Below are 24,022 nucleotides of genomic sequence, written 5' to 3' on the forward strand. Positions count from 1 at the left end.
GCCGGTGGCCGGCCTGTTACTGGGCGTAGTACTCCTCGTATAGCTCCGCCAGCATATCATGAAAGCCCCAGCCCATGCCGCTGGTATCGGTCACTACCCGGTGGCTGCGCTCCGCGAAGTGGGGGAGTAGCTTTTCGGGCCGCATGAGCGCCAGGGCCTGCTCATACATTTTTTCGAGGCTCAGGTAGAAGCCCTCGTTGATGTCGCCGTAGTCGTTGGTATAGCGCACGCCGCACTCCACGTAGTACAGCATGAGGTCGGCCTGCGCCTGGGTCGACCCGCCCAGCTTGCGAAAATCGCTGATGGCGGCTTTGCCCACGCGCAGGTCGTAGTTGTAGCCGCGCTTGGGGTAAAAAGCCCGCAGCACCCGCTCGCGGTGCGCCGCCAGCAGGACCGCCTCGTCGGGCTGCACGTAAAAATCCAGGTACTCCTTCACGTTCTTGTGCTTTTTATACAACTCGCTAAGCAGTGCAATGAGCTGCGGCTTTTCCAGCTGCTGCAATTCTTTCTTGACGTCGGCCAGAGTCATGAGGGTAGGGCGGTAAGGTTGAACGCTCGAAAGTAGCTTTTGAAAGAGTCACGTACCCAGCAGCAGCAGGGGCGCGGAGTTTTGCAAAGGGCAACGGCGCGCCCCTGGGCACGCTGCTTCTACGACTTTTGCACAAACTCTGCCGCTGGACGTTATCAGCCCTTGCCAACGAATATTTGCAGAGGCTGCTGCATTGCTACGCCGCCTACTCCTTCAACCCCACAGTTTGATATGACGACCCAACCCACCTTTGCCCACCCGGTATTTGAGCGGCTCTACGAGCGCGACTATTTTGTTGACGATGCGGTGCTGCGCGAAATACTGGCGCTGGGCCCGGCAACAGCCGTGCCCGAGCTGCTGAAAATAATCAGTACCTCGCTGGAAGACTACCAGGCTGGCAAGCTGGCGGACACCGACTGGCTGGATGCCTACTATTTTCAGCACGCTTTTTACTTGCTGCACGAGCTACAAGCCCCCGAAGCCTTCGATGAGTATCGCCGCGTGCTGCGCCTCAATTCGGAAAGCACCGAATTCTGGTTTGGCGATGACTTGTTTGAGGATGTGCCTAACCTGCTGGCTCACGCCGCCCAAACGCGCCTACCCGAACTGCTGGCCCTGCTGGAAGACAAGGAAGTGATTCTGCAGCACCGGCTGGTAGTCTCCAGCGCCATTACGCGGCTAGCCAAGGAGCAGCCCGAGCTGCGGCCCGCCATCAGCGCGTTTTTGCAGCGCTACCTGCGCCACATCATCACGCACGCCGACCAGGCAAAGCAGCTTTTCCCGGCCGATACCGGTATGTACAACTACGAGCTGGAAGATTACCTGGGCCTGCTGCTGGCCGATGTGCAGGATGCCGGCCTGCGCGAGCTGGAGCCCGAGATGCGGGGGCTGCACCGCCTGGGCTTTGTCGATGAGAGCATCAGCGGCGGGGAGAACGATATGGACTTCAACCAGGTGTCGCCGCTGCGGCCTTCCCCCGATATCTTCACCCGCTACCACGAGCTGCGCGACGACCCCGACAGCTACTCGCCCTTTCACCCCGACGCGGCCGGCATTGCCCGGCGGCGGGCCCAGCAGGAGGCGAAGTACGCCCAGGCCCGGCGCGACATGGCCCGCCCGCAGCCCCAGCCGGTACCGGCCAAAATCGGTCGCAACGACCCGTGCCCCTGCGGCAGCGGCAAAAAGTATAAGAAGTGCCACGGCTAGCAAAGGAGCAGGGTTTGGGTAGCACTAGCACTGGCACGAGTTTAGGCGTAGCCGTTACTTGTGCCAGTGCTAGTGCTTAGTAAGGCAAGTTGCGTAACAAAATGCGCGGTCGTTCGCCTCACCCCCAGCCCCCTCTCCGAAAAGGAGAGGGGAGCCGACCGCACATTCTGTTGCTTCATTTGCTTGACGCAGCACTAGTGCTATGCTGCGCCCCGCATCAGAACGGCAGAAGCAGAACGATATATCCGCGCAGGTTCGCCTTGCCGCTTCGTGGTCGTGGAGGCGCAGTCGGCATATTATGGCTGGTCACAAGTTACTACTACGCCCAACCGCGCGATAGCTTAGGTGTTGCCGCGTGGGTCCTTGCCCGCTAAGTCAAAAACCGGCCATCTGTGCGTGGCCGCCATGTGGCGGCCACGCACAGATGGCCGGTTTTTGACTTAGCCGCTACGCAGTGACGGCTACTTGTAGGCGATGCCGCGCAGGGTGGTGGCCCCCATCCGGTCCTCGCTCACGATGAGCACCTTAGTGGCTCCAAGCTTCTCGGCCTCCGCTTTCAGCTTCTTGGTTGCGCCTTTGTCGCCTAGTTTGCCACTGAGCCCGAAGAAGGGCGAGCGACCTTCAATCTCGCCCAACTTTGTCATGCCTTTTACTTCGTTGGGGTCGCGAGTAATCATGATATCGGCCGAAGTAGCGCGGACGGCGGCCGTGGCGACGCGGTGGAAACCGGCAGCGGGTGCGGCCACGGCTACGCTGGCCAGGGCTAGCAGCAAGGCGGTAGTAGGAAGGAATTTTTTCATTGGGAGTGGAAGTGAAGTGAACAAACTGTATGGGTCCAGCGGCCCCTGCATTCCTTACGAAACCATCTGAAAGAAAGACGAAACCGCACCAGGTCAGCCGGTCGCGTAGCGCCAGATGACCCAGTAGCACGGGCTTCCTCGGTTTCTCCCGGTAGTAGTCGGCAATGATTTTGCACAGAATCTCCCTATCGTGTGGCCAACCTGAGCGCCACGCGCCTAACGCTGCAAGACTACGTAATCCGGCAATTCGGCCACGGCGATGCTAGCATTTCAAAAAGCGTCCCAGCTCACGCCGAACCAGTCCGGTGAAAAGCCACCTTGATGTCGGCGTGGGTTAGGGCAATGGTCATTCAATGGGTAGAAGTTTGGGCTAAACCCCCGTTGTAGAGCAGCCATAGAGGGGTTGGGCTTTGTCAACTTACCTCACCCCCAAGCGCCCCCGACGCCTCTTGCAGTGGCTGGGGAGGCTAGGGAAGCTAAACTGGCGGCTAATACTTGATGGAAAACTCCAGATGCCCGCCCAGCCCATCCGCGATGATGCGCTGTAAAGTGGAAAGCCGCACGTCCTTCAAGTCGTTCTCCAACTTGGAGATATAAGCTTTATCCGTGCCGGATAATTCGGCCAGTTGGGCCTGCGTCAGCCCTTTGGCCTGCCGGGCCTGCTGGAGCATCACCCCCAACTTAAACGTCTCATAGCCGGCCTCAAACTCCTCGCGGGGCTTCGTGCCGCTAGCGCCGTGCTCCTGCTCAATAAACTGGTCGAGGCTAGTTAGGTTTTCGTTGGCTTTCATAGTACTCGGCTTTGACTTTGTGGGCTTTAGCTAACTCACCGGGCGAGGTTTTCTGCGTTTTCTTGGTGAAGCCGTGGCCGACTACCACCAAGTTGCCCGCATCGAAGAAGCAGAAGATGCGGAAGGTGTCGCTGCCCACCTGCACCCTGATTTCATACAGGCCATCGGTGCCGTTCAGGTGCTTAAAATACTGTTCGGGAATCTGGTCCAGGTCCTCCACCACGCGCAGCGTCCACAGAATCTTCTTCTTGACCCTCTCGCTCTGGCTGGCATAGAAGTCCCGGAAGTAGCTCTTGAAGAAAAACAGCTCGCGCTTTTTGGCCATCGGGCAAAAGTAAGCCCGGTTGTCCAATCAGACAACTGGGCTTTTTGGTGGTTCGTTCCCCCGCCCGCTCCCAGGTAACCCCGCCGCCTTTTGACTTGGCGGGTGAGGTGCTCGGGAACTGCTATCGAAACTTGCGGCGTTGCGGAGCATCGCTTGGCTGGCCTGCGTGGGCTTCAACCCTTTACATACTAACCCTTTGCCCTCCCGAGATTAGGCAGCCATGGTGTCAAGATGGATAAGTAATTTAATTCCACTACGCTCTCATCAACTTGTTTGCCGGCATTTTAAGCAGCAACTCGATTTGCGCTATTTTAGAATTCGCTAAGTTCCTGAAGTCCCTGTCTTCTTTTAAAAAGACTGCTTTATTTCTATCCAGAAAAGTATTTTCAAAATGAATACCATAGTTCTTGAAGCAGTATTCAAAGGTGCAGTTCATTAAATCCAATACTAGCAGAAGATAAGCACTAGCTTCTAATGCATAGTTTATATCGTGTAAGAGAACAAAATGCTGTTCATTCTCAATCTTAATATAATTATGAATTTCTGACTTATCTATGTGTGCCTTTTTACTTAAGACGTTGTATAGTCTTCCAGCATTGGGTAAAAGGTTTTTTAGTATACCAACTGATTTCGTCGGTGACACGAATGTTTTGAATTTTCCCGAAGCCACCTGAGAAGCAGTGTAAGCATAGGCTAGTTGCTCAAGGACCAATCTTATTAAGGAAAACCCTTCAAAGTAATAGTAGAAATTAATACAGTAATGAATAGCCCTAAAAGTAGGAGCTAAGCGGAAAAATAATGCATTACAAGCTATAGTCGATACAGTGCCTTCTCCAAAGTTTATATCAGATAACTTCTTGTGAAGTGCATTATACGTTTGCTTAGAAATGTTAAGAATTCCCTCGATTAATATCTCCTCTTGGCTACTGGTAATACTGCTCCTGCTCTCCTCAAATCCAGACAGATAATTTTTTAATACATTATCGACTGATTTTTGGCTGAACATGAGTGTGAGTTGAGAAGCAAATAAGTATTTTTCTTCCAACACATCCATATCCTTTGGTACAAAGAATGGAACATTATCGACCCACACTATTTTAAAGTCGCTAAGGTCTAAACCTAACGAATTGATATCATAAGCACCAACCATATCTCAAGTCATAAATTAACCATACATATTGCGCCGATACTGCCCGCCGACCTCAAACAGCGCGTTCGAAATCTGCCCCAACGAGCAGAATTTCACCGTTTCCATCAACTCGCCAAACAAATTCCCGTTGGCTACGGCGATTTGCTGGAGGCGCGCCGGCGTTTCGGCTGCGTTGTGCTGGTGCAGCAGGCTACGAGGTGATGCGGGGCAGCGGCAGAAAGTAGCCTTTGATGCAGTCGAGGTTGCGGACGCAGATTTGGATGTGATTCTTCTCGCGGAAGCCAGCGGTTTCGTAAATAGGCTCACCTTCCCAAAATACGCCGCGTACCGAATCAAACGCTGGCCGGTTCTCTTCCTCGAAGGAGGTATGAAGCATTTCGATGACCGCGCAGTCTAATTCGCGGAGAAGCAAATCGGCGGTGCGTCCCCGGTTGCGCGGCAACTTCGTGGCGGAGGTTTCCAGCGATGTTTGCAATAGCCGATAAGCGGATTTCAGGTATTCCAGGTTGTCGTAATCCAGCAGGTCCAGGCAATTACCCAAGTCCAGAATGACCCCGATAACAGCAGGTTGTCTGATATTGCTGCCGGGGCGTTGGCTCAATTCCGTTGCCCATTGTAAGGCCCGGCTGGGGCTGTTATCCCAGAAATAGATGCCATTGCCCAGCCAGTCGTAAGGGTTATTACGCGCCTCTAATTCGGCTTGCCCAGTTAAAACCTTTTCTACAATGCTGGCATCGGTGCCGTGAAAACCCAGCGTTAGGCCGGTTCGTGCGGTATACATAGGTTCTTATACTGCGCCTCTAAATCACCTTTCTCGGTGATGATACCAGCCTTGACCAAAAAATCGTGCGCCGCCTGCTTGTCGTTTGCCAACCGCAAACGCAGCTTTTCAAACTGCTCGATGTCTCGCGCTACTTTCTTGTTCATGGCAATATGATTTTTGGGGTCGTAAATACCTGTCGTCGCTAACACCACGGCAAGTTAATGGGTTCTTGAAAACGCAGCTCTACATATTCCTCCTATACTGCCCGCCGACCTCAAACAGTGCGTTGGTAATCTGGCCCAGCGAGCAGTATTTCACCGTTTCCATCAACTCGTCAAACAAATTCCCGTTGGCCACGGCGATTTGCTGGAGCTGCTTAAGGCGCGCCGGGGTTTCGGCGGCGTTGCGCTGGTGCAGCAGAGTGAGCATGTCGATTTGATACTGCTTTTCCTCCTCCGTGGCGCGGATGACTTCGGCCGGTACCACCGTGGGCGAGCCCGTGGACGAGAGGAAGGTATTGACGCCGATAATGGGGTACTCGCCGGTGTGCTTCAGCATCTCGTAGTGCATGCTTTCCTCCTGGATTTTGCCGCGCTGGTACATGGTTTCCATGGCCCCGAGCACGCCGCCGCGCTCCGTGATGCGGTCAAATTCGAGCAGCACCGCCTCTTCCACCAGGTCGGTCAGCTCCTCGATGATGAAGGAGCCTTGCAGCGGGTTTTCGTTTTTGGCCAGGCCCAGCTCGCGGTTGATGATGAGCTGAATGGCCATGGCCCGGCGCACGCTTTCCTCGGTGGGGGTAGTGATGGCCTCGTCGTAGGCGTTGGTATGCAGCGAGTTACAGTTGTCGTAGATGGCGTAGAGGGCCTGCAACGTGGTGCGGATGTCGTTGAAGTCGATTTCCTGGGCGTGCAGGCTGCGGCCGCTGGTCTGGATGTGGTACTTCAGCATCTGGCTGCGGGCGTCGGCGCCGTACTTCAGCTTCATGGCCTTGGCCCAGATGCGGCGCGCCACCCGCCCAATGACGGCGTATTCGGGGTCGATGCCGTTGGAGAAGAAGAAGCTCAGGTTGGGCGCGAAGTCGTTGACGCTCATGCCGCGGCTCACGTAGTATTCCACAAACGTGAAGCCATTGCTGAGCGTGAGGGCCAGCTGGGTAATCGGGTTGGCCCCCGCCTCGGCAATGTGGTAGCCGGAGATGCTGACGGAGTAGAAGTTACGCACCTTCTCCGTGATGAAAAACTGCTGCACGTCGCCCATCAAACGCAGGGCAAACTCGGTGCTGAAGATGCAGGTGTTCTGGGCCTGGTCTTCCTTGAGAATGTCGGCCTGCACGGTACCGCGCACCTGCGTCAGGGTTTTGGCTTTGATGGTGGCGTACACGTCGGCGGGTAGCACCTGGTCGCCGGTCACGCCCAGCAGGCGCAAACCCAGGCCGTCGTTGCCGGCCGGCAGCTCGCCCTGGTAGCGGGGGCGGGGCTGGCCGTAGCCGGCGTAAATACCGTCGATTTTGGCCTCTACTTCCTCGGTCAGGCCGTTTTCGGCGATGTACTTCTCGCAGTTCTGGTCGATGGCCGCGTTCATGAAAAACGCCGCCAGCGTGGCCGCCGGGCCGTTGATGGTCATCGAAACCGACGTGCTCGGGGCGCTCAAATCGAAGCCCGAGTAGAGCTTTTTGGCATCGTCGAGGCAGGCGATGCTCACGCCCGCGTTGCCGATTTTGCCGTAGATGTCGGGCCGGTGGTCGGGGTCCTCGCCGTAGAGCGTCACCGAGTCGAAGGCTGTGCTCAGGCGCTTGGCCGGCAGGCCCATGCTCACGTAGTGGAAGCGCCGGTTAGTGCGCTCGGGCCCGCCTTCGCCGGCAAACATGCGGGTCGGGTCTTCGCCCTCGCGCTTGAACGGGAACACGCCCGCCGTGTAGGGAAACTCGCCGGGGAAATTCTCCTGCATCGCCCAGCGCAGGCGGTCGCCCCAGCCGGTGTAGCGCGGCACCGATACCTTCGGTATCATGTTGCCCGACAGCGACTTAGTGTGCGTCTGCACCTTTATTTCCTTGCCCCGCACCGAGTACACGTACTCGGGGTTGCGGTAGTTTTGCAGGGTATTCTCCCAGTTTTCCAGAATGGCCTGGCTGTCGGCATCGAGCCGGCGCAGCTGGGTTTGCTTGTTCTTGGTGAATTCCTCCACGGTACCGGCCGGGCTGTTTTTATCGGCCCCGTAGTGCTCCTGCAGCTTGGCAAACGCGCCGGCCACCTCGGCAATGTGGGCCTGCTCGCGCACGCGCTGGTCGTAGGCGCGGTTGGTTTCGGCAATTTCGGATAGGTAGCGCGTGCGGTTCGGCGGGATGATGTAAATCTTCTCCGAGTCCGACGTGCTGGTTTCCAGGTGCGAGTTAAACGTAGCGCCGGTCTTGGTTTCCAGCATCTGGAGCACCGCCCGGTACAGCCGGTTCATGCCGGGGTCGTTGAACTGCGACGCGATGGTGCCGAATACCGGCATTGTGTCGGTGGGCGAGTCCCAGCGGTTGTGGTTGCGCTGGTACTGCTTGCGCACGTCGCGCAGGGCATCGAGCGCCCCGCGCTTATCAAATTTATTGAGGGCAATGACGTCGGCAAAATCGAGCATGTCGATTTTTTCCAGCTGCGTGGCCGCGCCGTACTCGGGCGTCATTACGTAGAGGCTGGCGTCGGAGTGCTCGATAATCTCGGTATCGCTTTGGCCGATGCCGCTGGTTTCCAGAATGATAAGGTCGTAGTTGGCGGCCTTCACCACGTCCACCGCATCCTGCACGTACTTACTCAGGGCCAGGTTGCTCTGGCGCGTGGCCAGGCTGCGCATGTACACCCGTGGCGAGTTGATGGCGTTCATCCGAATGCGGTCGCCGAGCAGCGCGCCGCCCGTTTTGCGCTTGCTGGGGTCCACCGAAATGATGGCGATGGTCTTGTCCGGGAAGTCCATTAAAAAGCGCCGCACCAGCTCATCCACTAAGCTGGACTTGCCCGCGCCGCCCGTGCCGGTAATGCCGAGAATGGGGGCAGCCCCACCCCCGGCCCCTCCCCTTTGGGGGAGGGGAGCCACGGCGGCGCGTTCGTCTCCATTCATTTGGCTCTCCTCTCCCGCAGGATTCCGCGCATCTAGCGGAGAAGGGCCGGGGGTGGGGCGCAATGTGGAGGGCGACCCCATTAGCTCCGCTCGCACTTTCTCAAACTCCTCGGGGAAGTTTTCGGCGGCCGAAATCAGGCGGCCGATGCTGCGGGCGTCTTTTTCCTTCACGTGGCTGACTTCGCCGTTCAGGTTTTGGCCGGTCGGGAAGTCAGCCTGCTCCAGCAGGTTGTTAATCATGCCTTGCAGGCCCATGGCGCGGCCATCGTCGGGCGAGTAGATACGGGTGATGCCGTAATCCATGAGGTCGGCAATCTCGGTGGGCAAAATCACGCCGCCGCCGCCGCCGAACAGCTTGATGTGGCCCGCACCGCGCTCCTTCAGCAAATCGTGCATGTACTTGAAGTACTCGTTGTGCCCGCCCTGGTAGCTGGTGATGGCAATGGCCTGGGCATCTTCCTGAATGGCGCAGTCCACTATTTCCTGCACCGAGCGGTTGTGGCCCAGGTGAATAACTTCGGCACCGCTGCTCTGGATAATGCGGCGCATGATGTTGATGGCAGCGTCGTGGCCGTCGAACAGCGCGGCGGCCGTGACGATACGCACGTGATTCTTAGGCTTGTACGGGGCAACTGGGGCGGGATGCATAGGGGAGGAGGGTAGGGCGAAGTGTGGATTTCGCTTTGACGCTGGAATAGGCCAAAGACGAGGATTTTTCAGTGCACGAAGGTACGCAGAAGCCCCGGCGGGGTCGGCCGCGGCATCAGGGGTAGGAATAGGCTAACAGTACTCGGTTTGTAAGTACTCTAGAAACTCGGGCCACGTGAGGCCGAGAATTATGGAGGTTTCTTCGTCGTGGCCGATAAATGGAGTTTCAATAAAACGCCCGGTAGCCTTCTCAATGGCAAAGGCCTCCCCATCGTGGGCACCTATCAGAAAATAGCCGGAGTAAGATTGGGCCGCTTCGTGGTCGGTATTGAATTGCAGCAATTCGTCGGCTTCAACCAAGTAAGCCCACCCAAACTGATACGTGCTTTCAGCTGTGAACAAATAAGCCAAATATTCTTTCGGAAGCTTAAAGTCAAGCTGTGCTAAGAAGTCCTGTTGGTAGGATGGAATCATAAAAAGGCATTGTGAGCGGTTAACTCATTTGCAGCCCAAGGAGTTGGCGAAGCAATAGGATGCACCAAAACCCACCGAATTGGATACCCATAAAATTAAACAGCCGGGCCACCTTGCGGCGGCCCGGCTGCAAAAGCGGCGCAATGAAGCTTACGCCGGAATCAAATTATGCGGGTTAATCACGAATTTCTTCGCTACCCCGCTGTCAAACTCGGCGTAGCCCTTGGGCGCGTCGTCGAGGCTGATAATCTCCACGTTCACGGCCTTGGCAATCTGGATTTTATCATACAGAATGGCCTGCATGAGCTGGCGGTTGTAGCTCATTACGGGCGTTTGGCCGGTGTGGAAAGAGTGGCTTTTGGCCCAGCCCAGGCCGAAGCGGATGGACAGGTTGCCGGTTTTGGCGGCCTGGTCCTCCGCGCCGGGGTCGGCGGTTACGTACAGGCCGGGGATGCCGATGGAGCCGCCCGCGCGGGCAATTTCCATGAGCGAGTTGAGCACGGCGGCGGGCACTTCGGTCTTGGCCTGGGCGCCGTGGCCGCTGGCCTCAAAGCCCACGCAGTCGATGGCGCAATCCACCTCGGGCACGCCCAGGATGTTGGCAATCTGGTCGGCCAGGTTGGCGTCCTCGTTCAGGTCCACGGTTTCGCAGCCGAATGAGCGGGCGTGCGCCAGGCGCGCCTTGTTCATGTCGCCCACAATGACCACGGCCGCGCCCAACAGCTGCGCCGAGGCGGCGGCGGCCAGGCCCACCGGGCCCGCGCCGGCCACGTACACCGTGGTGCCGGGGCCCACGCCGGCCTTCACGGCCCCGTGGAAACCAGTGGGAAAAATGTCGCTCAGCATGGTCAGGTCGCGGATTTTCTCCATCGCCTGGTCCTTGTTGGGAAATTTGAGCAGGTTAAAATCGGCGTAGGGCACCATCACGTACTCGGCCTGGCCACCGACCCAGCCGCCCATGTCCACGTAGCCATAAGCGCCACCGGCGCGGCCCTCGTTGACGGTCAGGCAGATGCCGGTTTTCATCTCCTTGCAGGTGCGGCAGCGGCCGCAGGCCACGTTGAAGGGCACCGACACGAGGTCGCCCTTCTTGAGAAACTCCACGTCGTCGCCGGTTTCGATAACCTCGCCCGTGATTTCGTGGCCCAGTACCAGGCCGGCCGGGGCCGTGGTGCGGCCGCGCACCATGTGCTGGTCGGAGCCGCAGATATTGGTCGAAATTACTTTCAGAATTACCCCGTGGGTAATTTTCTTGCCCTTGGGGTTTTTAAGCTCCGGGAAATCAATGCTTTGCACTTCGACCTTGCCGGGGCTCAGGTACACAACGCCTCTATTACTAGCCATAAGATGGGAATTAAAAAAAATGAATATAAGATATTGATTATCAATAACTTAATTGAAAAAGCACTTGTAATTAACAATCAGAGCCATATAAAATATAACTCGCTGGTTATCAATTACAAGTGCTCTAACTACGCAGGCTAAGCCACGCGGCTTATTTGCCGGCCACGGCCTCCAGGCCGGCAGTGGCCACGGTGTGGTCGTTCTCAACGGAGTCGCCCGACACGCCTATGGCCCCGATTACCTGGCCGCTGCCATTGCGAATGGGCAGGCCTCCGGGGAAGGTGATGAGGCCGCCGTTCGACACCTCAATATTGAAGAGCGAGCCGCCGGGCTGCGACGCCTGGCCGAGGTCGCCGGTGGGCATGTCGAAGAAGCGGGCCGTTTTGGCCTTCTTAATCGAAATGTCGAGCGAGCCGAGCCACGCATCATCCATGCGGGCGAAGGCCACGAGGTTGGCCCCGGCATCAACCACGGCAATGTTCATTTTTACACCTAAGTCAAGCGACTTCTGGTGGGCGGCCTGGATGGCGGCCTGGGCCTGTTCGAGGGTGATACCCATGAGGATGGTGGGGTTTTGGAAAAAGGGAGGAAATAATGACCGCCAAAATGACGGGCCGCCTCCCTAACCGCATTTTCTGGGTGCTGGTTGTGGCAGGCCGCGCAATTGCGGGGATTTTGTACCACTTGTATGATAAGGGCTCCCCGCTTACGCCAACCGCCCAGGGGTCACCGAAACGCTACCGGCGTGCCCAGCGCTAGCCGCCAGGCCAGCAGGCCCAGCAGCGCCAGCCCCACCAGGCCCCAGGCCACGCGGGTGGGCTGGGGCAGCGCTTCGTTCGGGCTGGAAAACTCTTGGTTGCAGCCAATGGCCAGCGGCAACAGCAGCAGGCCCATGGTGGCGTAGTGCAGCGCCTCGTTCACGCCCAGGTGCGGCAGCTTGCTCAGGGCCAGCAGCAGCGAGCCCAGCACCCAGGGCCCCGCCACCCCGTACACAATCAGCCGCGCCCGATTCTCGAATTGCAGCGCCGTGCGCGAGTCCTGGGCCAGCAAAAAAGGCACCGCTGCCAAAAAGCCCAGCCCCAGCTGTACCAGCGCAAACAGCAGCCCTAGCACCGTGCTGGGCCAGGTGCCACCCCCGCCCAGCAGCCAGTTGGGCACGTACCACGAGCCTGATTGCGTAACCATGTCGGCCAGCAGGCCGCCCAGCACGGCATTGGTGGCGTGCAGGGCTACCCACAGCAGCAGCAGCTTGGGCAGGCCGCGGCGGTGGCGCAGGTATAGCCAAAAGAGCAGGAAAGCCCCTGCGCCCAGTGCCGTAAGCAGCACCGGCCCCAGGCCGTATACGTTCACCACGGAGTCGCGCTGCCAGCCGCCATCCCCCAAAATGAAGCGAATGCCGCTGAGGCTCCAGATGCCCGGAATGTTGGCCCGCCGCGCCACAAATACCGGCGCGGCCTCGGCCAGCAGGTGCACCAGCTGGTAGGCCAGCAGGTAGCAGGCCGTGCCGTTGAGCAGCAGCATGGTAAACTTGGCCCGCCCGGCAGCAGGGGTCGAATCGGCGGAGGGAGCGGGGGCGGACTGCAAAGCGACGGGTGGGAGGTGGGCCAGGGACGGGGGCCAACCCCAAACATACGCCCCGCCGCAAAATGGCCGTATCTTCGCGTTGCTAAAAACCGCCCTCCGTTGAAGAATATCCGTAATTTTTGCATTATTGCCCACATCGACCACGGCAAAAGCACCCTGGCCGACCGCCTGCTCGAATTCACGAGCACCGTGGCCAAGCGCGACATGCAGGCCCAGCTGCTCGATAACATGGACCTGGAGCGTGAGCGCGGCATCACCATCAAGAGCCACGCCATCCAGATGCAGTTTCCCTACAAAGGGGAAACCTACACGCTCAACCTCATTGACACCCCCGGCCACGTCGATTTCAGCTACGAGGTAAGCCGCAGCATTGCCGCCTGCGAAGGCGCGCTGCTCATTGTGGATGCGTCGCAAGGCATTGAGGCCCAGACGATTTCCAACTTGTACCTCGCCATCGGGGCCGACTTGGAAATTATTCCGGTGCTCAATAAAATCGACCTTCCGCACGCCATGCCGGAGGAGGTAACCGACGAGATTGTGGACCTCATCGGCTGCAAGCCGGAGGACATTATCCACGCTTCGGGCAAGGCCGGCATCGGCATCGAAGCCATCCTGAACGCCATTTGCGAGCGCATTCCGGCCCCCAAGGGCGACCCCGAGGCGCCGCTGCAAGCCCTCATCTTTGACTCGGTGTTCAACTCGTACCGGGGCATCGAAGTGCTGTTCCGCATCAAGAACGGCACCATGCGCAAGGGCGACAAGGTGAAGTTTATGGCCACCGGTAAGGAGTACGGGGCCGACGAAATCGGCATCCTGGGCCTCAACCAGGAGCCGCGCCAGGTAATGAGCGCCGGCAACGTGGGCTACCTCATCTCGGGCATCAAGGAAGCGCGCGAGGTGAAGGTGGGCGATACCATCACGCACGTGCACAACCCCACGGCCGAGGCCATCCAGGGCTTTGCCGACGTGAAGCCGATGGTATTTGCCGGCATCTACCCCGTGGATACCACTGAGTATGAGGAGCTTCGCTCCAGTATGGAGAAATTGCAGCTCAACGACGCCTCCCTGGTGTGGGAGCCTGAAACGTCGGTGGCGCTGGGCTTCGGCTTCCGCTGCGGCTTTTTGGGCATGCTGCACATGGAAATTGTGCAGGAGCGCCTAGAGCGCGAGTTCAACATGACCGTGATTACCACGGTGCCGAGCGTGCAGTTTCACGCCACCGGCACCAAGGACCAACTGCTGACCATCAACGCGCCGAGCGAAATGCCCGAGCCGAACATGATTAAGCAAATCGAAGAGCCATATATTAAAGCGCAGATTATCACCGCCGCCGAGTATGTGGGGCCGATTATCACGCTGTGTATGGAGAAGCGCGGCATCATCAAGGGCCAGAGCTACCTCACCAGCGAGCGGGTAGAAATGACCTTCGAATTGCCGCTGTCCGAAATCGTGTTTGACTTCTTCGATAAGCTCAAAACCATCAGCCGCGGCTACGCTTCGCTCGACTACGAGCTGATTGGCTTCCGCGAGTCCGACATGGTGAAGCTCGACGTGATGCTGAACGGCGAGAAGGTAGATGCCCTCTCGGCCATTGTGCACCGCTCGAAGAGCTACGAGTGGGGCCGCCGCCTCTGCGAAAAGCTGCGCGAGCTGCTGCCCCGCCAGATGTTCGACATCGCCATTCAGGCCAGCATCGGCCAAAAAATCATTGCCCGCGAAACCATCAAGGCGCTCCGTAAAAACGTAATTGCCAAGTGCTACGGCGGCGACATCAGCCGCAAGCGCAAGCTGCTCGAAAAGCAGAAGGAGGGCAAAAAACGGATGCGTACCGTGGGCTCGGTCGAGATTCCGCAAGAAGCGTTTCTGGCGGTGCTCAAAATTGACTGATAACGAAAAGGCCGGCTCCCGTAAGGAAGCCGGCCTTTTTAGTTTAAAGGAGCACAATGCTTAGTACGTGCTCGGATTAGTTTTGAAACCGTTGGTAGTTAGGCTAGGGCCTTCGCTAGGGCCTTCGTACTGAGCTTTGCTCAGGCCCAGCGTGATTGGCCAGAAGAAGAGCGCCAGAATTAAGTCTCCCGTACTGCGTTTGCCGAAGGACTTTGCCAGGCTGATATGCAGCGTGATGCTGAAGTAAATGTTTACAAACGGAATTAAGTAAAAGAGCATCTTAACTAGTTCGCGGCCCACAATCTCGTGCATGATGACGATGTTATAGATAGGTACCAGAATGGCCCAGCCTGGCTTACCTGCCTTTTCAAACGTTTTCCAGCCCCCGAAAATGAAACCTATAAACAGGCCCAGAAAAACCAGGTTAAAAAGTATGGCGATTATGCCGACAATCAGGCCGGTGAGCGAAAAGAGTAGGGGAGTTTGCATGCGTAGTGAACGGGGGGTTGGATGAAGAGTTGGTGTTTTGCTTGCAATATAGGCTGGGTTATAAAATTTCCATGTTTACTAAATTAATTGCTTGCTTGAATTGCTTCCCTGGTCTTCGGATAGTTACATCAGGTGCGTTCGCTATTCGCTGGTTTGTGCTTTTGAGCTTGTTGGTTGGCGGGCTGCCGGCGCTCCAGGCTGCTCCCTCACTGCCTAGGCGAGCCGCCGCAGCTCGCCCGCCCGCCCCCGTGCTGCCCGACACCCTGGCCCAGCGCATTGAGCGCGCCTACTTCACGCTGAGCCGCATCAACGGGGCGGCCCGCCGCAACGCCGATACCGACGACCTGAGCGACGACCTGCCCACGGTGGAGGAAAACCTCGAAACCATCCGCCAGAACCTGGAGCAGTACGGCAATGTGGTAGACGTGAAGCAGTTGCAAATGTATCGCGTGCTGCTGGCCGACATGCAGGAGAAGCTCGGCGCGTGGCGCGCCACCCTGGCCGATGGCAGCAAGCAGCTCACCGCCACCAAGGGCCGGCTCGATACGCTGGCCACCGAGCTTTCGCCTACCATTGCCCAAACGCCCGCCACCGCCGCCATCGAGCGGGCGCTGGCCCGCCTGCGCACCAAGCAAGACCGCGCCACCGCGCTGCTGGCGCGCCGCCACCAAACCGTAACGGCCCTGCAAACGCGGGTGTCGGCCGGCTTTATCCTGGGCTTGGAACTGCAAGACTTGGTGCGCGAGCAAATGGGCCGCTTCAATCGCCGCAACAGCGCGGCCGAGCTACCGCCACTGTGGCACCCCAGCCGCATTGTGGCCGACGAGGAAACCAGCGCGCTCGTGCGGCAGTCGTACGCTGCCCAGCGCTCGCTGGTGGGCTACTACTTTGCCGAGCACTGGGACTACTGGGTGTGGATGGTGCTGCTGGCGGGCGGCTTTTTTACCTGGGTGTTTCGCAGTTTCCGGGTACTGCGCCAGGCGGCGGCCACTGAGGCGGCCACGGGCGCGCCGGCCGCGCCGCTGGTGCTCACCGAACATCGCCTGCACTACCTGCGGCCGGTGCCGGTAGCGGCCGCGCTGCTGGTGGTGTTCAGCCTGGCCCCGTTTTTCGATTTGCAGCCGCCCGCTGCCTATACCGATTTGCTGCAGCTGCTGCTGCTGCTCACGCTCACGGCGCTGGGCTGGCGCAGTTGGCCGCGGCCGCTGTTTTGGTACTGGGTAGCCATCGTGGTCGCGTTTTTTGTCCTCAACATTACCTATGCCCAGCGCGCGCCGGGGCTGGGCGCGCGCTGGGCCATGCTGCTGCTTAATGCGGGTGCAGTGGCGCTGGGCTGGCGTTTCTGGCAGTACCTGCGGGGCCACCGCGTGCTGGCCGGCTTCGTGAAGCCCGTGGCGCTGCTCTTTATTGGCCTGAACGCGCTGGCCCTGCTGGCCAATGCCTACGGCCGCGTGAGCCTGGCCAAGATGTTTACCACCACGGCCATCTTCGGCCTCACGCAGGTGGTGGCGCTGTCGGCCTTCGTACGCATCGTTACGGAGGCGTTTTACCTGCAGGTGCAGCGCAGCCGCACGGCCGGCGGCCTCAATGGTCGCCTGGCTTTTGGCAAAATGGAGAGCGGCCTGCGCAAGGGCCTCACGGCCATGGTAAGCGTGCTCTGGCTGATGCTCTTCACCACCAACCTCAACCTCTACAACCTCTTCTACCGCCTTATCGGGCACGTGCTCACGGCCCCGCACAAGCTGGGCAGCACCACGTTCACGCTGAGCAGCATCCTGCTGTTTGTGGGCATCATCTTTCTCACCATTCAGCTCCAGAAGTACGCGGGCTACTTCTTCGGCGAAACCGACGACGAGTTCAGCGTGGAGGCCGACCGTAAGGGCTCCTGGATGGTGGCCATCCGGCTGGCAATTCTGGCAGTGGGGCTGTTTCTGGCTACGCTGGCCTCGGGCCTGCCAGTCGATAAAATCGCCATCGTGCTGGGGGCCCTGGGCGTGGGTATCGGCCTGGGCTTGCAGAACATTATCAACAACCTGGTGTCGGGCGTCATCCTCATTTTCGAGCGGCCGTTTCAGGTAGGCGACTACATTGAGGTGAAAGGCCAGACGGGCCGCGTGAAGGACATCGGCATCCGGGCCAGCAAGCTCATCTCGCAGGCGGGCTCCGAAATCATCCTGCCCAACGGCGACCTGCTCAGTAACCACGTCATCAACTGGACGCTCAGCAACAACCACATTCGCACCGAGCTGGCCCTCAACCTGGGCCCCGAAATCGACCTCGACGAGGCCCGCCGCCTCATCAGTGAGGAGATTCTCAAAAACCCCAACACCCTGCATAAAGTTGCCCCCGAAATCCTGCTCAACAACGTTACCACCACCGGCTACGACCTGCGCGCCCTGTTCTGGATAAACAACATTCGCCAGGAGCAAGCCCTGAAAAGCGAGCTGCTGGCCGGCATCTACCAGCGGCTCACGCAGGCGGGCATTGCCATGCGGTAGCGCGGACTTTCAGTCCGCGTTGGCTGCACTCTTTCCTCTTCGTTTTCACCGCGGGCTAAAAGCCCGCGCTACTTTTACCCCCATGCCCCAAGACGCCCCGCACCTTATCGACGGCAAGCAAACTGCCGAAGACATCAAAGTTGAAATTGCCGCCGAAGTGGCAAAAATCACGGCTACCGGCCAGCGCCCGCCGCACCTCGCCGCCGTGCTCGTGGGCCACGATGGCGGCTCCGAAACCTACGTGCGCAACAAGGTGCTCGCCTGCGAGCGCGTGGGCTTCGCCAGCACGCTGCTGCGCTTTGAAGACAACATCACTGAGGCCGCGCTGCTGGCCCAGGTGGCCGCGCTTAACGAAGACCCGGCCATCGACGGCTTTATTGTGCAACTGCCGCTGCCCAAGCACATCGACACCGAAAAGGTCATCGAGGCCATCCGCCCCGAGAAGGACGTGGATGGTTTTCACCCCATGAACCTGGGTCGCATGGTGGCCGGCCTGCCCGCGCTGCTGCCCGCCACGCCCTCCGGCATTGTGGAGCTGATGGCCCGCCAGGGCATCAAAACCAGCGGCCAGCACGCCGTGGTTATCGGCCGCAGCAACATTGTGGGTACTCCAGTTAGTATTCTATTAGCCAAGAACTTGGAGAATGCTAATTGCACCGTTACTTTATGCCACTCGCGCACCAAAAACCTGGCTGAAATCGTGCGCCAGGCCGACATCATTGTGGCCGCCATCGGCCGGCCCGAGTTCGTAACGGCCGACATGGTGAAGCCCGGCGCGGTGGTTATCGACGTGGGCACCACCCGCGTCACCGATGCCAACAAGAAGTCGGGCTACAGCCTGAAGGGCGACGTCAACTTTGCCGAAGTGGCCCCGCTGGCCTCGCGCATCACGCCCGTGCCGGGCGGCGTAGGCCCCATGACCATCGCCATGCTGCTGCTCAATACGCTGCGCGCCGCCAAGGGTGAGGTGTACGGTAAGTGAGTAAGTGAGTAACGTGTTGCCCCTGCCTGCAACTTGCTCATTTACTCACTTACTCATTTACCCACGCTACCGTTCGTAAATTTGGGTGACCGGAACCCCCGGTCGCGCCTTGGGCGTTGACGTAAGTCGCGCCCTTTTTTATGTTACTTATGTCTGCTGTTACCGATTTTCTCGCCGTGCTCCCAATTTTGCAGGGCGATGCTGCTGCTTCAACTCTTCCTGTAATGGAACAGTTTTATACTATTCAGGGTGAAGGCTTTAATACCGGCCGGGCGGCTTATTTCATCCGCCTCGGGGGCTGCGACGTGGGCTGCGTGTGGTGCGACGTGAAGGAGTCGTGGGACGCCGACGCCCACCCGCGCCAGGCCATCCCGGTCCTGGTGGCCGCCGCCAGCGAGTACCCCGGCCGCAGCGTCGTTGTCACCGGCGGCGAACCGCTGATGCACAATTGTGGTCCCCTCACCAAGGCCCTGCAAACGGCCGGCTTCCAGACCTGGATTGAAACCAGCGGCGCCCACCCGCTCTCGGGCAGCTGGGACTGGATATGCGTGTCGCCCAAGAAGTTCAAGGCCCCGCTGCCCGAGGTGCTGGCCCACGCCGACGAGCTGAAAATCATCGTCTTCAACGACAGCGACTTTGCCTGGGCCGAGGAGCACGCCGCCCTGGTGCCGGCCACCACGCGCCTCTACCTCCAGCCCGAGTGGAGCCGCGCCGCCCGCATGACGCCCGCCCTCATCGACTACGTGAAGGCCCACCCGCGCTGGCAGGTGTCGCTCCAGACGCATAAATACCTCGACATTCCGTAGCCCCTGGACTCATATTTGCGGTCATTCCCGGAACGGTTCGGCCACGTAGCCGTTAGGAATAAACCTGGGCTACTCGTCCGGGCCACGACTCGTACTCTATGATTCTGCAAAAATTTCTGCTGAGCTTCGGCCTAGTTAGCTGCTTGGCCACCGCGCCCGTTTTGGCCCAACAGGCTCCTGCCACCATCACTGATGGCAAGGCGCGCAGCCTCTACGAAAAGGCGCAGAGCCTGTATTACCGCGACCGCCAGCCCCAGCAGGCGCTGCTGGTGTGGCAGCAGCTCACCGATAAGTACCCCGACTACGGCGACCCGTTTCTGCGCAAAGCTTCGCTGCTCACCATATTGGGCGACCACCCCGGCGCGCTGCAAGCTTATAAAACCGGCCTCGGCAAGCTGCCCGTGGAGGCCGCCCGTGCCGGCGATTACCTAGTGCTGGGCAAGCTGGCCGCCGAAGTGGGCGACTACGCTACCATGCGCGCGGCCTACACTAACTACCTCAGCACCAGCCCCACCAACAAAAGCCAGGTGGCGCTGGCAAAGTTGCAGCTGCAAAACTGCGACTTTGCCGCCACGGCCATGGCCAACCCCACCGGCCCCGCGCCCGAGCGCCTGGCCGCCCCGCTCAACCAGTTTCGCAGCCAGTACTTTCCGGTGCTCACGGCCGATAATAAGTCGCTGATTTTCACCACCCAGCGCACGCCTGAAAAGGTGGGCCAGGAAAACGAGGACGTCTTCATCAGCACCGTGGCCCCCGATGGCACGTTTGGCGTGCCGCAGTCCATTTCGCCGGTCATCAACTCGCGCGAAAACGAGGGCACGGCCACCATCTCGGGCGATGGCAACACGCTGGTATTCACTAGCTGCGGCCGGGCGGGCGGCGTGGGCAACTGCGACCTCTACATCTCGCACCGGCGCGGCAGCCAGTGGACGGCCCCGCGCAACCTGGGCCTGCTCGTCAATTCCAAGGCCTGGGACTCGCAGCCCTCGCTCTCGGCCGATGGACGCACGCTCTACTTTGCGTCGCAGCGCGGGGGCGGCCTGGGTGGCTACGACCTGTACATGAGCACGTTGGGCACTGATGGCAGCTGGAGCCTGGCCCGCAACGTGGGCGCGCCCATCAACACGGCCGGCGACGACCTGGCGCCCTTCATCCACGCCAGCGGCACCACGCTCTACTACGCCACCAACGGCCTGGTGGGCCTGGGCAGCAGCGACATCTTCCGCGCCGAGCTCGATGCCAAGGGCCAGTGGAGCACCCCGCGCAACCTGGGCTACCCGCTCAATACCTTCGCCAACGAGGCGTCGCTGTTCATCTCCTCCGACAATAAGCGCCTCTATTGCACCCGCGCCGAGCCCGGCCGGCCTGGCGAGCCGGCTGGCATTACGCCGCCCATCGTGCTGTATGGCAGCGAAGTACCGGCCAGCGTGCGCGCCCGCGAAACCAGCACCTACACCCAGGGCCGGGTATTCGACGCCCTCACCAAGCAGCCGCTCAACGCCATGGTGCAACTCTTCGACCTCGGCACCAACGCCCTCACCCAGCAAGTGTACTCCGATGCCGAAACCGGCCAGTACACGGCCGTGCTCAACGAAGGCCGGGCCTACGCCATGTACGCCAGTGCGCCGGGCTATCTGCTTAAAAGCCTGAGTTTTGACTACTCAGTACCCCAGAAATTCGACCCGTTGACGCTCGACATCTATCTCGACCCCGCCAAAAGCGGCCGCAGCGCAGTGCTCAATAACCTGTTTTTCGATTCCAACCAGGCCGTGCTCAAGCCCCGCTCGCGCACCGAGCTCGACCGCTTGGTCGATTTCCTGCGCCAGGATACCGGCCTGCGCGTGGAAGTAGCCGGCCATACCGACAACGTGGGCAAGGCCGCCAGCAACTTGGCCCTGAGCCAACGCCGCGCCCAGGCCGTGCTCACCTACCTCACCGGCCACGGTGTGCCCGCCAGCCGCCTCCGGGCCCACGGCTACGGGGCGGCCAAGCCCCTCGTGGGCAACGATTCGGAAGCGCACCGGGCCCAAAACCGTCGAATTGAGCTGCAAATCCTGTAAAAAGCGCACTTCAAGTACTACTTGAAGCAGTTGGACTTGTGGTTAAAATTCAATAATTTCACTTAAAGCAAGGCTTGAAGGAAGTGGAAATATAGTAGGACTAATTCAATAATTGCTAGTGCCCGCCTAAGTGCGGGCATTTTTTTTGAATGAAGGGCCGCTTTTTTTGTAAGAAATAATAAATTGTAAATCAGTAGTTTGCGTAATCAGCAAAAAATAGGTTACTTAAAAAAGTACTAAAGTGACGAGGTTTTATTCAAAAAGAAAAATTAGCGTAGGTTTGGAACAGTTCTGAGGGTCGCCGCTATGGCAGCCTGGCCCTGGGCACCCAATTACTCACCATTTTTCACCCCCAACCTTTTTTTAGTATGAATAACCTCCTCGTTGCCGCCGCTTGTCTCACGGCCAGCCTCGCCGCCACCCCAGCGCACAAGAAGCAGCCCGGCCAGGACTATCCCAAGTCCATTCAGGTGCGGGCTACTACGCTCACCCAGGCGCTGGCCCACCGCATTCACCTCAATGAGGCCCAGTATGTGCGTATCAAGCGCCTGCACCTCCAATACCTGGGCGAGCGCCGCGAATTGGAGCAGTCGCTGGCCAGCGCCCCCGCCGCCGACCGCGATGCCAAGCTGGCTGCCGCCCAGCTGGGCTACGAGCAGTCGCTCAATGACCTGCTTCAGCCAAACCAGCGCGTGGCCTACCAGCAGCTGCGGGCCAACTTCACCGCCCACCGCCTCTAGCCAGCCACAACCCAATCCCCGCGGCACCGCTGGCCCCTCACCGGGCCAGTGGTGCTGCGGGAATGCGGATGGTGTTGAGTTCTGAAGGAAGTTGAACATCAACTCTGGAAGTGGCCGATGGCCCTTTCAGCTCGGTTGATAGAAATCAGAAACTGCCGGCCCCGCTCAACAGCTTGGGCTTGCAGGCGTCAGAATTAGTAGGCGTAACCAGTGCAGACTCGCTCTGGCAGGGGCGCGCCGCGCGGTTGGTCGCTACCCTCAAGCGCAAGCTGCCGGGGTAGGATAGGAGCCAAAAAAAGCCAGCCTACCGCACGGGTAGACTGGCTGATTTGTGAATGGGTGCCGATGCCCTAGCGGGCCGACATGGGCACGTAGTTGCGCTCGGTTTCGCCCACGTAAATCTGGCGGGGGCGGCCGATGGGCTCCTTGTTTTCGCGCATCTCTTTCCACTGGGCAATCCAGCCGGGAAGGCGGCCCAGGGCAAACATCACGGTGAACATCTCGGTCGGAATGCCGAGCGCCTTGTAGATGATGCCCGAGTAGAAGTCGACGTTCGGGTAGAGCTTGCGCTCGATGAAGTACTGGTCGGTGAGGGCGGCTTGCTCCAGCTCCTGCGCTATTTTCAGCAGCGGGCTGTCTTCCAGGCCCAGCGCTTTCAGCACCTCGTCGGCGGCTACTTTAATGATTTTGGCGCGCGGGTCAAAGTTCTTGTACACGCGGTGGCCAAAGCCCATGAGCCGGAACGAGTCGTTCTTATCCTTGGCCTTGTTGATGAACTTGCTAGTGTCGCCGCCATCCTTTTCAATAGCTTCCAGCATCTCAATCACCTCCTGGTTGGCACCGCCGTGCAGGGGACCCCACAGGGCGTTGATGCCCGCCGATACCGAGCCGTAGAGGCTGGCGTTGGCCGAGCCCACGAGGCGTACGGTGCTGGTCGAGCAGTTCTGCTCGTGGTCGGCGTGCAGAATGAGCAGCTTATTGATGGCCGCTACTACTACCGGGTTGACTTCATACTTCTCGGTAGGGAAGCTGAACATCATGTACAGGAAGTTGGAGGCGTAGTCGAGGTCGTTGCGCGGGTAGTTGAGCGGGTGGCCCACCGAGTTCTTGTACGTCCAGGCCGCGATGGTGCTCATCTTGGCCATGAGGCGCACAATAGTGAGGTCGATTTCCTCGGTGCTCTGGTTGGGGTTGATGCTCTCGGGGTAAAAGCCGGTGAGCGCGCAGGTGAGGCTGCTTAGGATGGCCATCGGGTGCGTGCTGCTCGGAAAGCCGTCGAAAATCTTCCGCATGTCCTCGTGCACCAGCGTATGCTTGGTGATTTGGCCGCTAAAGTCTTTCAGCTCGGCCTCGGTGGGCAGGTGGCCGTAGATGAGCAGGTAGGCTACTTCGAGAAAGCTCGACTTTTCGGCCAGCTGCTCAATGGGATAGCCCCGGTAGCGCAAAATGCCTTCCTCGCCGTCGAGAAAAGTGATGGCGCTCTTGGTAGCGCCGGTGTTCTTGTAGCCAGGGTCGAGAGTTACGTAGCCAGTCTGGTCGCGCAGCTTGCTAATATCGAAGGCTTTTTCGTGCTCGGTACCCTCAATGATGGGTAGCGTAATGGACTGGCCGCCCGGGAGGTTAAGTTCAGCAGTTTCTGCCATTGGTTGGGTAGGATAGGGAAGTGAGTTAGCCGCTTATTTCAAGCGCGAAGCTACGGCCCAGGCGGTGAGCCGGGAAATTTTTCCTGGCTGGCGAGCCGTGCATACTACAGCGCAGGAAGCCTGCAGGTTTCCGTAAGTGCTACAGTTTAGGGCCTCAGCGTGGATTGGTAACGTTTGCAGTGATTTTTGCAGAGGGAATAT

At 59.1% G+C, this 24,022-nt stretch carries 21 protein-coding genes and 1 pseudogene; 7 read left to right on the forward strand and 15 right to left on the reverse strand.

What is annotated here, in order from left to right; genetic code table 11:
• Positions 1 to 16 precede the first annotated feature (16 nt).
• Entirely contained in the window at positions 17 to 529 is a 513-nt protein-coding gene (locus QMK33_RS08645; RefSeq protein WP_283564180.1) for a DUF6155 family protein, read from the reverse strand.
• Between the two features lie 231 nt (positions 530 to 760).
• Here QMK33_RS08645 and QMK33_RS08650 point away from each other — a divergent pair, with 231 nt between their 5' ends.
• On the forward strand, positions 761 to 1,735 hold the full coding sequence (locus tag QMK33_RS08650; protein ID WP_283564181.1) for an SEC-C metal-binding domain-containing protein: 975 nt from the start codon (positions 761 to 763) through the stop codon (positions 1,733 to 1,735).
• Positions 1,736 to 2,196: 461 nt separating this feature from the next.
• Here QMK33_RS08650 and QMK33_RS08655 read toward each other — a convergent pair whose 3' ends face one another.
• From QMK33_RS08655 to QMK33_RS08705, 12 genes and pseudogenes are all read right to left on the reverse strand, one after another.
• A complete protein-coding gene (locus QMK33_RS08655; RefSeq protein WP_283564182.1) occupies positions 2,197 to 2,535 on the reverse strand; it encodes a hypothetical protein in 339 nt (112 codons plus the stop codon).
• Positions 2,536 to 3,023: 488 nt separating this feature from the next.
• On the reverse strand, positions 3,024 to 3,326 hold the full coding sequence (locus QMK33_RS08660) for a helix-turn-helix domain-containing protein (protein WP_283564183.1): 303 nt from the start codon (positions 3,324 to 3,326) through the stop codon (positions 3,024 to 3,026).
• Positions 3,301 to 3,651: a type II toxin-antitoxin system RelE/ParE family toxin gene (locus QMK33_RS08665; protein WP_283564184.1), complete on the reverse strand. Its 351-nt coding sequence runs from the start codon at positions 3,649 to 3,651 to the stop codon at positions 3,301 to 3,303. The genes QMK33_RS08660 and QMK33_RS08665 overlap by 26 nt, the downstream gene beginning before the upstream one ends.
• 253 nt (positions 3,652 to 3,904) lie before the next feature.
• A complete protein-coding gene (locus QMK33_RS08670; RefSeq protein WP_283564185.1) occupies positions 3,905 to 4,801 on the reverse strand; it encodes a hypothetical protein in 897 nt (298 codons plus the stop codon).
• A 15-nt stretch (positions 4,802 to 4,816) separates the two neighbouring features.
• Positions 4,817 to 4,957 (reverse strand): annotated as a pseudogene (locus QMK33_RS23585) (methylmalonyl-CoA mutase family protein); the annotation flags it as partial.
• A 34-nt stretch (positions 4,958 to 4,991) separates the two neighbouring features.
• Positions 4,992 to 5,582 (reverse strand): hypothetical protein, encoded by a 591-nt coding sequence (locus tag QMK33_RS08675; RefSeq protein WP_283564186.1) that lies wholly within the window; start codon positions 5,580 to 5,582, stop codon positions 4,992 to 4,994.
• A complete protein-coding gene (locus QMK33_RS08680; protein ID WP_283564187.1) occupies positions 5,558 to 5,773 on the reverse strand; it encodes a hypothetical protein in 216 nt (71 codons plus the stop codon). The genes QMK33_RS08675 and QMK33_RS08680 overlap by 25 nt, the downstream gene beginning before the upstream one ends.
• 34 nt (positions 5,774 to 5,807) lie before the next feature.
• Positions 5,808 to 9,314, reverse strand: coding sequence for a methylmalonyl-CoA mutase family protein (locus tag QMK33_RS08685; protein WP_283564188.1), 3,507 nt, complete (start codon positions 9,312 to 9,314; stop codon positions 5,808 to 5,810).
• 132 nt (positions 9,315 to 9,446) lie between these two features.
• Entirely contained in the window at positions 9,447 to 9,788 is a 342-nt protein-coding gene (locus tag QMK33_RS08690; protein ID WP_283564189.1) for a hypothetical protein, read from the reverse strand.
• A 150-nt stretch (positions 9,789 to 9,938) separates the two neighbouring features.
• Positions 9,939 to 11,132 (reverse strand): formaldehyde dehydrogenase, glutathione-independent, encoded by a 1,194-nt coding sequence (gene fdhA, locus QMK33_RS08695; RefSeq protein ID WP_283564190.1) that lies wholly within the window; start codon positions 11,130 to 11,132, stop codon positions 9,939 to 9,941.
• Between the two features lie 151 nt (positions 11,133 to 11,283).
• Positions 11,284 to 11,691 (reverse strand): GlcG/HbpS family heme-binding protein, encoded by a 408-nt coding sequence (locus tag QMK33_RS08700; protein WP_283564191.1) that lies wholly within the window; start codon positions 11,689 to 11,691, stop codon positions 11,284 to 11,286.
• 167 nt (positions 11,692 to 11,858) lie between these two features.
• Positions 11,859 to 12,716 carry a hypothetical protein gene (locus tag QMK33_RS08705; protein WP_283564192.1) on the reverse strand — a complete coding sequence of 286 codons (858 nt, stop codon included), beginning with the start codon at positions 12,714 to 12,716 and terminating at the stop codon, positions 11,859 to 11,861.
• 99 nt (positions 12,717 to 12,815) lie between these two features.
• Between QMK33_RS08705 and lepA the strand changes: the two genes are divergently transcribed.
• Complete coding sequence (gene lepA / locus QMK33_RS08710; protein WP_283564193.1) at positions 12,816 to 14,603, forward strand: translation elongation factor 4; 1,788 nt, start codon at positions 12,816 to 12,818, stop codon at positions 14,601 to 14,603.
• A gap of 60 nt (positions 14,604 to 14,663) precedes the next feature.
• Here the strand turns inward: lepA and QMK33_RS08715 are convergent, their stop codons facing one another.
• A complete protein-coding gene (locus QMK33_RS08715) occupies positions 14,664 to 15,092 on the reverse strand; it encodes a DUF5684 domain-containing protein (RefSeq protein WP_283564194.1) in 429 nt (142 codons plus the stop codon).
• Between the two features lie 248 nt (positions 15,093 to 15,340).
• Here QMK33_RS08715 and QMK33_RS08720 point away from each other — a divergent pair, with 248 nt between their 5' ends.
• From QMK33_RS08720 to QMK33_RS08740, 5 genes are all read left to right on the forward strand, one after another.
• On the forward strand, positions 15,341 to 17,590 hold the full coding sequence (locus tag QMK33_RS08720; RefSeq protein WP_283564195.1) for a mechanosensitive ion channel domain-containing protein: 2,250 nt from the start codon (positions 15,341 to 15,343) through the stop codon (positions 17,588 to 17,590).
• Positions 17,591 to 17,672: 82 nt separating this feature from the next.
• Positions 17,673 to 18,572 carry a bifunctional methylenetetrahydrofolate dehydrogenase/methenyltetrahydrofolate cyclohydrolase FolD gene (gene folD, locus QMK33_RS08725; protein ID WP_283564196.1) on the forward strand — a complete coding sequence of 300 codons (900 nt, stop codon included), beginning with the start codon at positions 17,673 to 17,675 and terminating at the stop codon, positions 18,570 to 18,572.
• 224 nt (positions 18,573 to 18,796) lie between these two features.
• Complete coding sequence (locus QMK33_RS08730) at positions 18,797 to 19,378, forward strand: 7-carboxy-7-deazaguanine synthase QueE (RefSeq protein ID WP_283564287.1); 582 nt, start codon at positions 18,797 to 18,799, stop codon at positions 19,376 to 19,378.
• A gap of 98 nt (positions 19,379 to 19,476) precedes the next feature.
• Positions 19,477 to 21,438 carry an OmpA family protein gene (locus tag QMK33_RS08735; protein WP_283564197.1) on the forward strand — a complete coding sequence of 654 codons (1,962 nt, stop codon included), beginning with the start codon at positions 19,477 to 19,479 and terminating at the stop codon, positions 21,436 to 21,438.
• Between the two features lie 368 nt (positions 21,439 to 21,806).
• Positions 21,807 to 22,178 (forward strand): hypothetical protein, encoded by a 372-nt coding sequence (locus QMK33_RS08740; RefSeq protein ID WP_283564198.1) that lies wholly within the window; start codon positions 21,807 to 21,809, stop codon positions 22,176 to 22,178.
• Positions 22,179 to 22,528: 350 nt separating this feature from the next.
• On the opposite strand, the gene QMK33_RS08745 is transcribed toward QMK33_RS08740, so the two are convergent.
• Positions 22,529 to 23,821 (reverse strand): citrate synthase, encoded by a 1,293-nt coding sequence (locus QMK33_RS08745; protein ID WP_283564199.1) that lies wholly within the window; start codon positions 23,819 to 23,821, stop codon positions 22,529 to 22,531.
• Positions 23,822 to 24,022 lie beyond the last annotated feature (201 nt).

Source organism: Hymenobacter sp. H14-R3 (assembly GCF_030063445.1).
In the GTDB taxonomy this organism is placed as follows: Bacteria; Bacteroidota; Bacteroidia; order Cytophagales; family Hymenobacteraceae; genus Hymenobacter.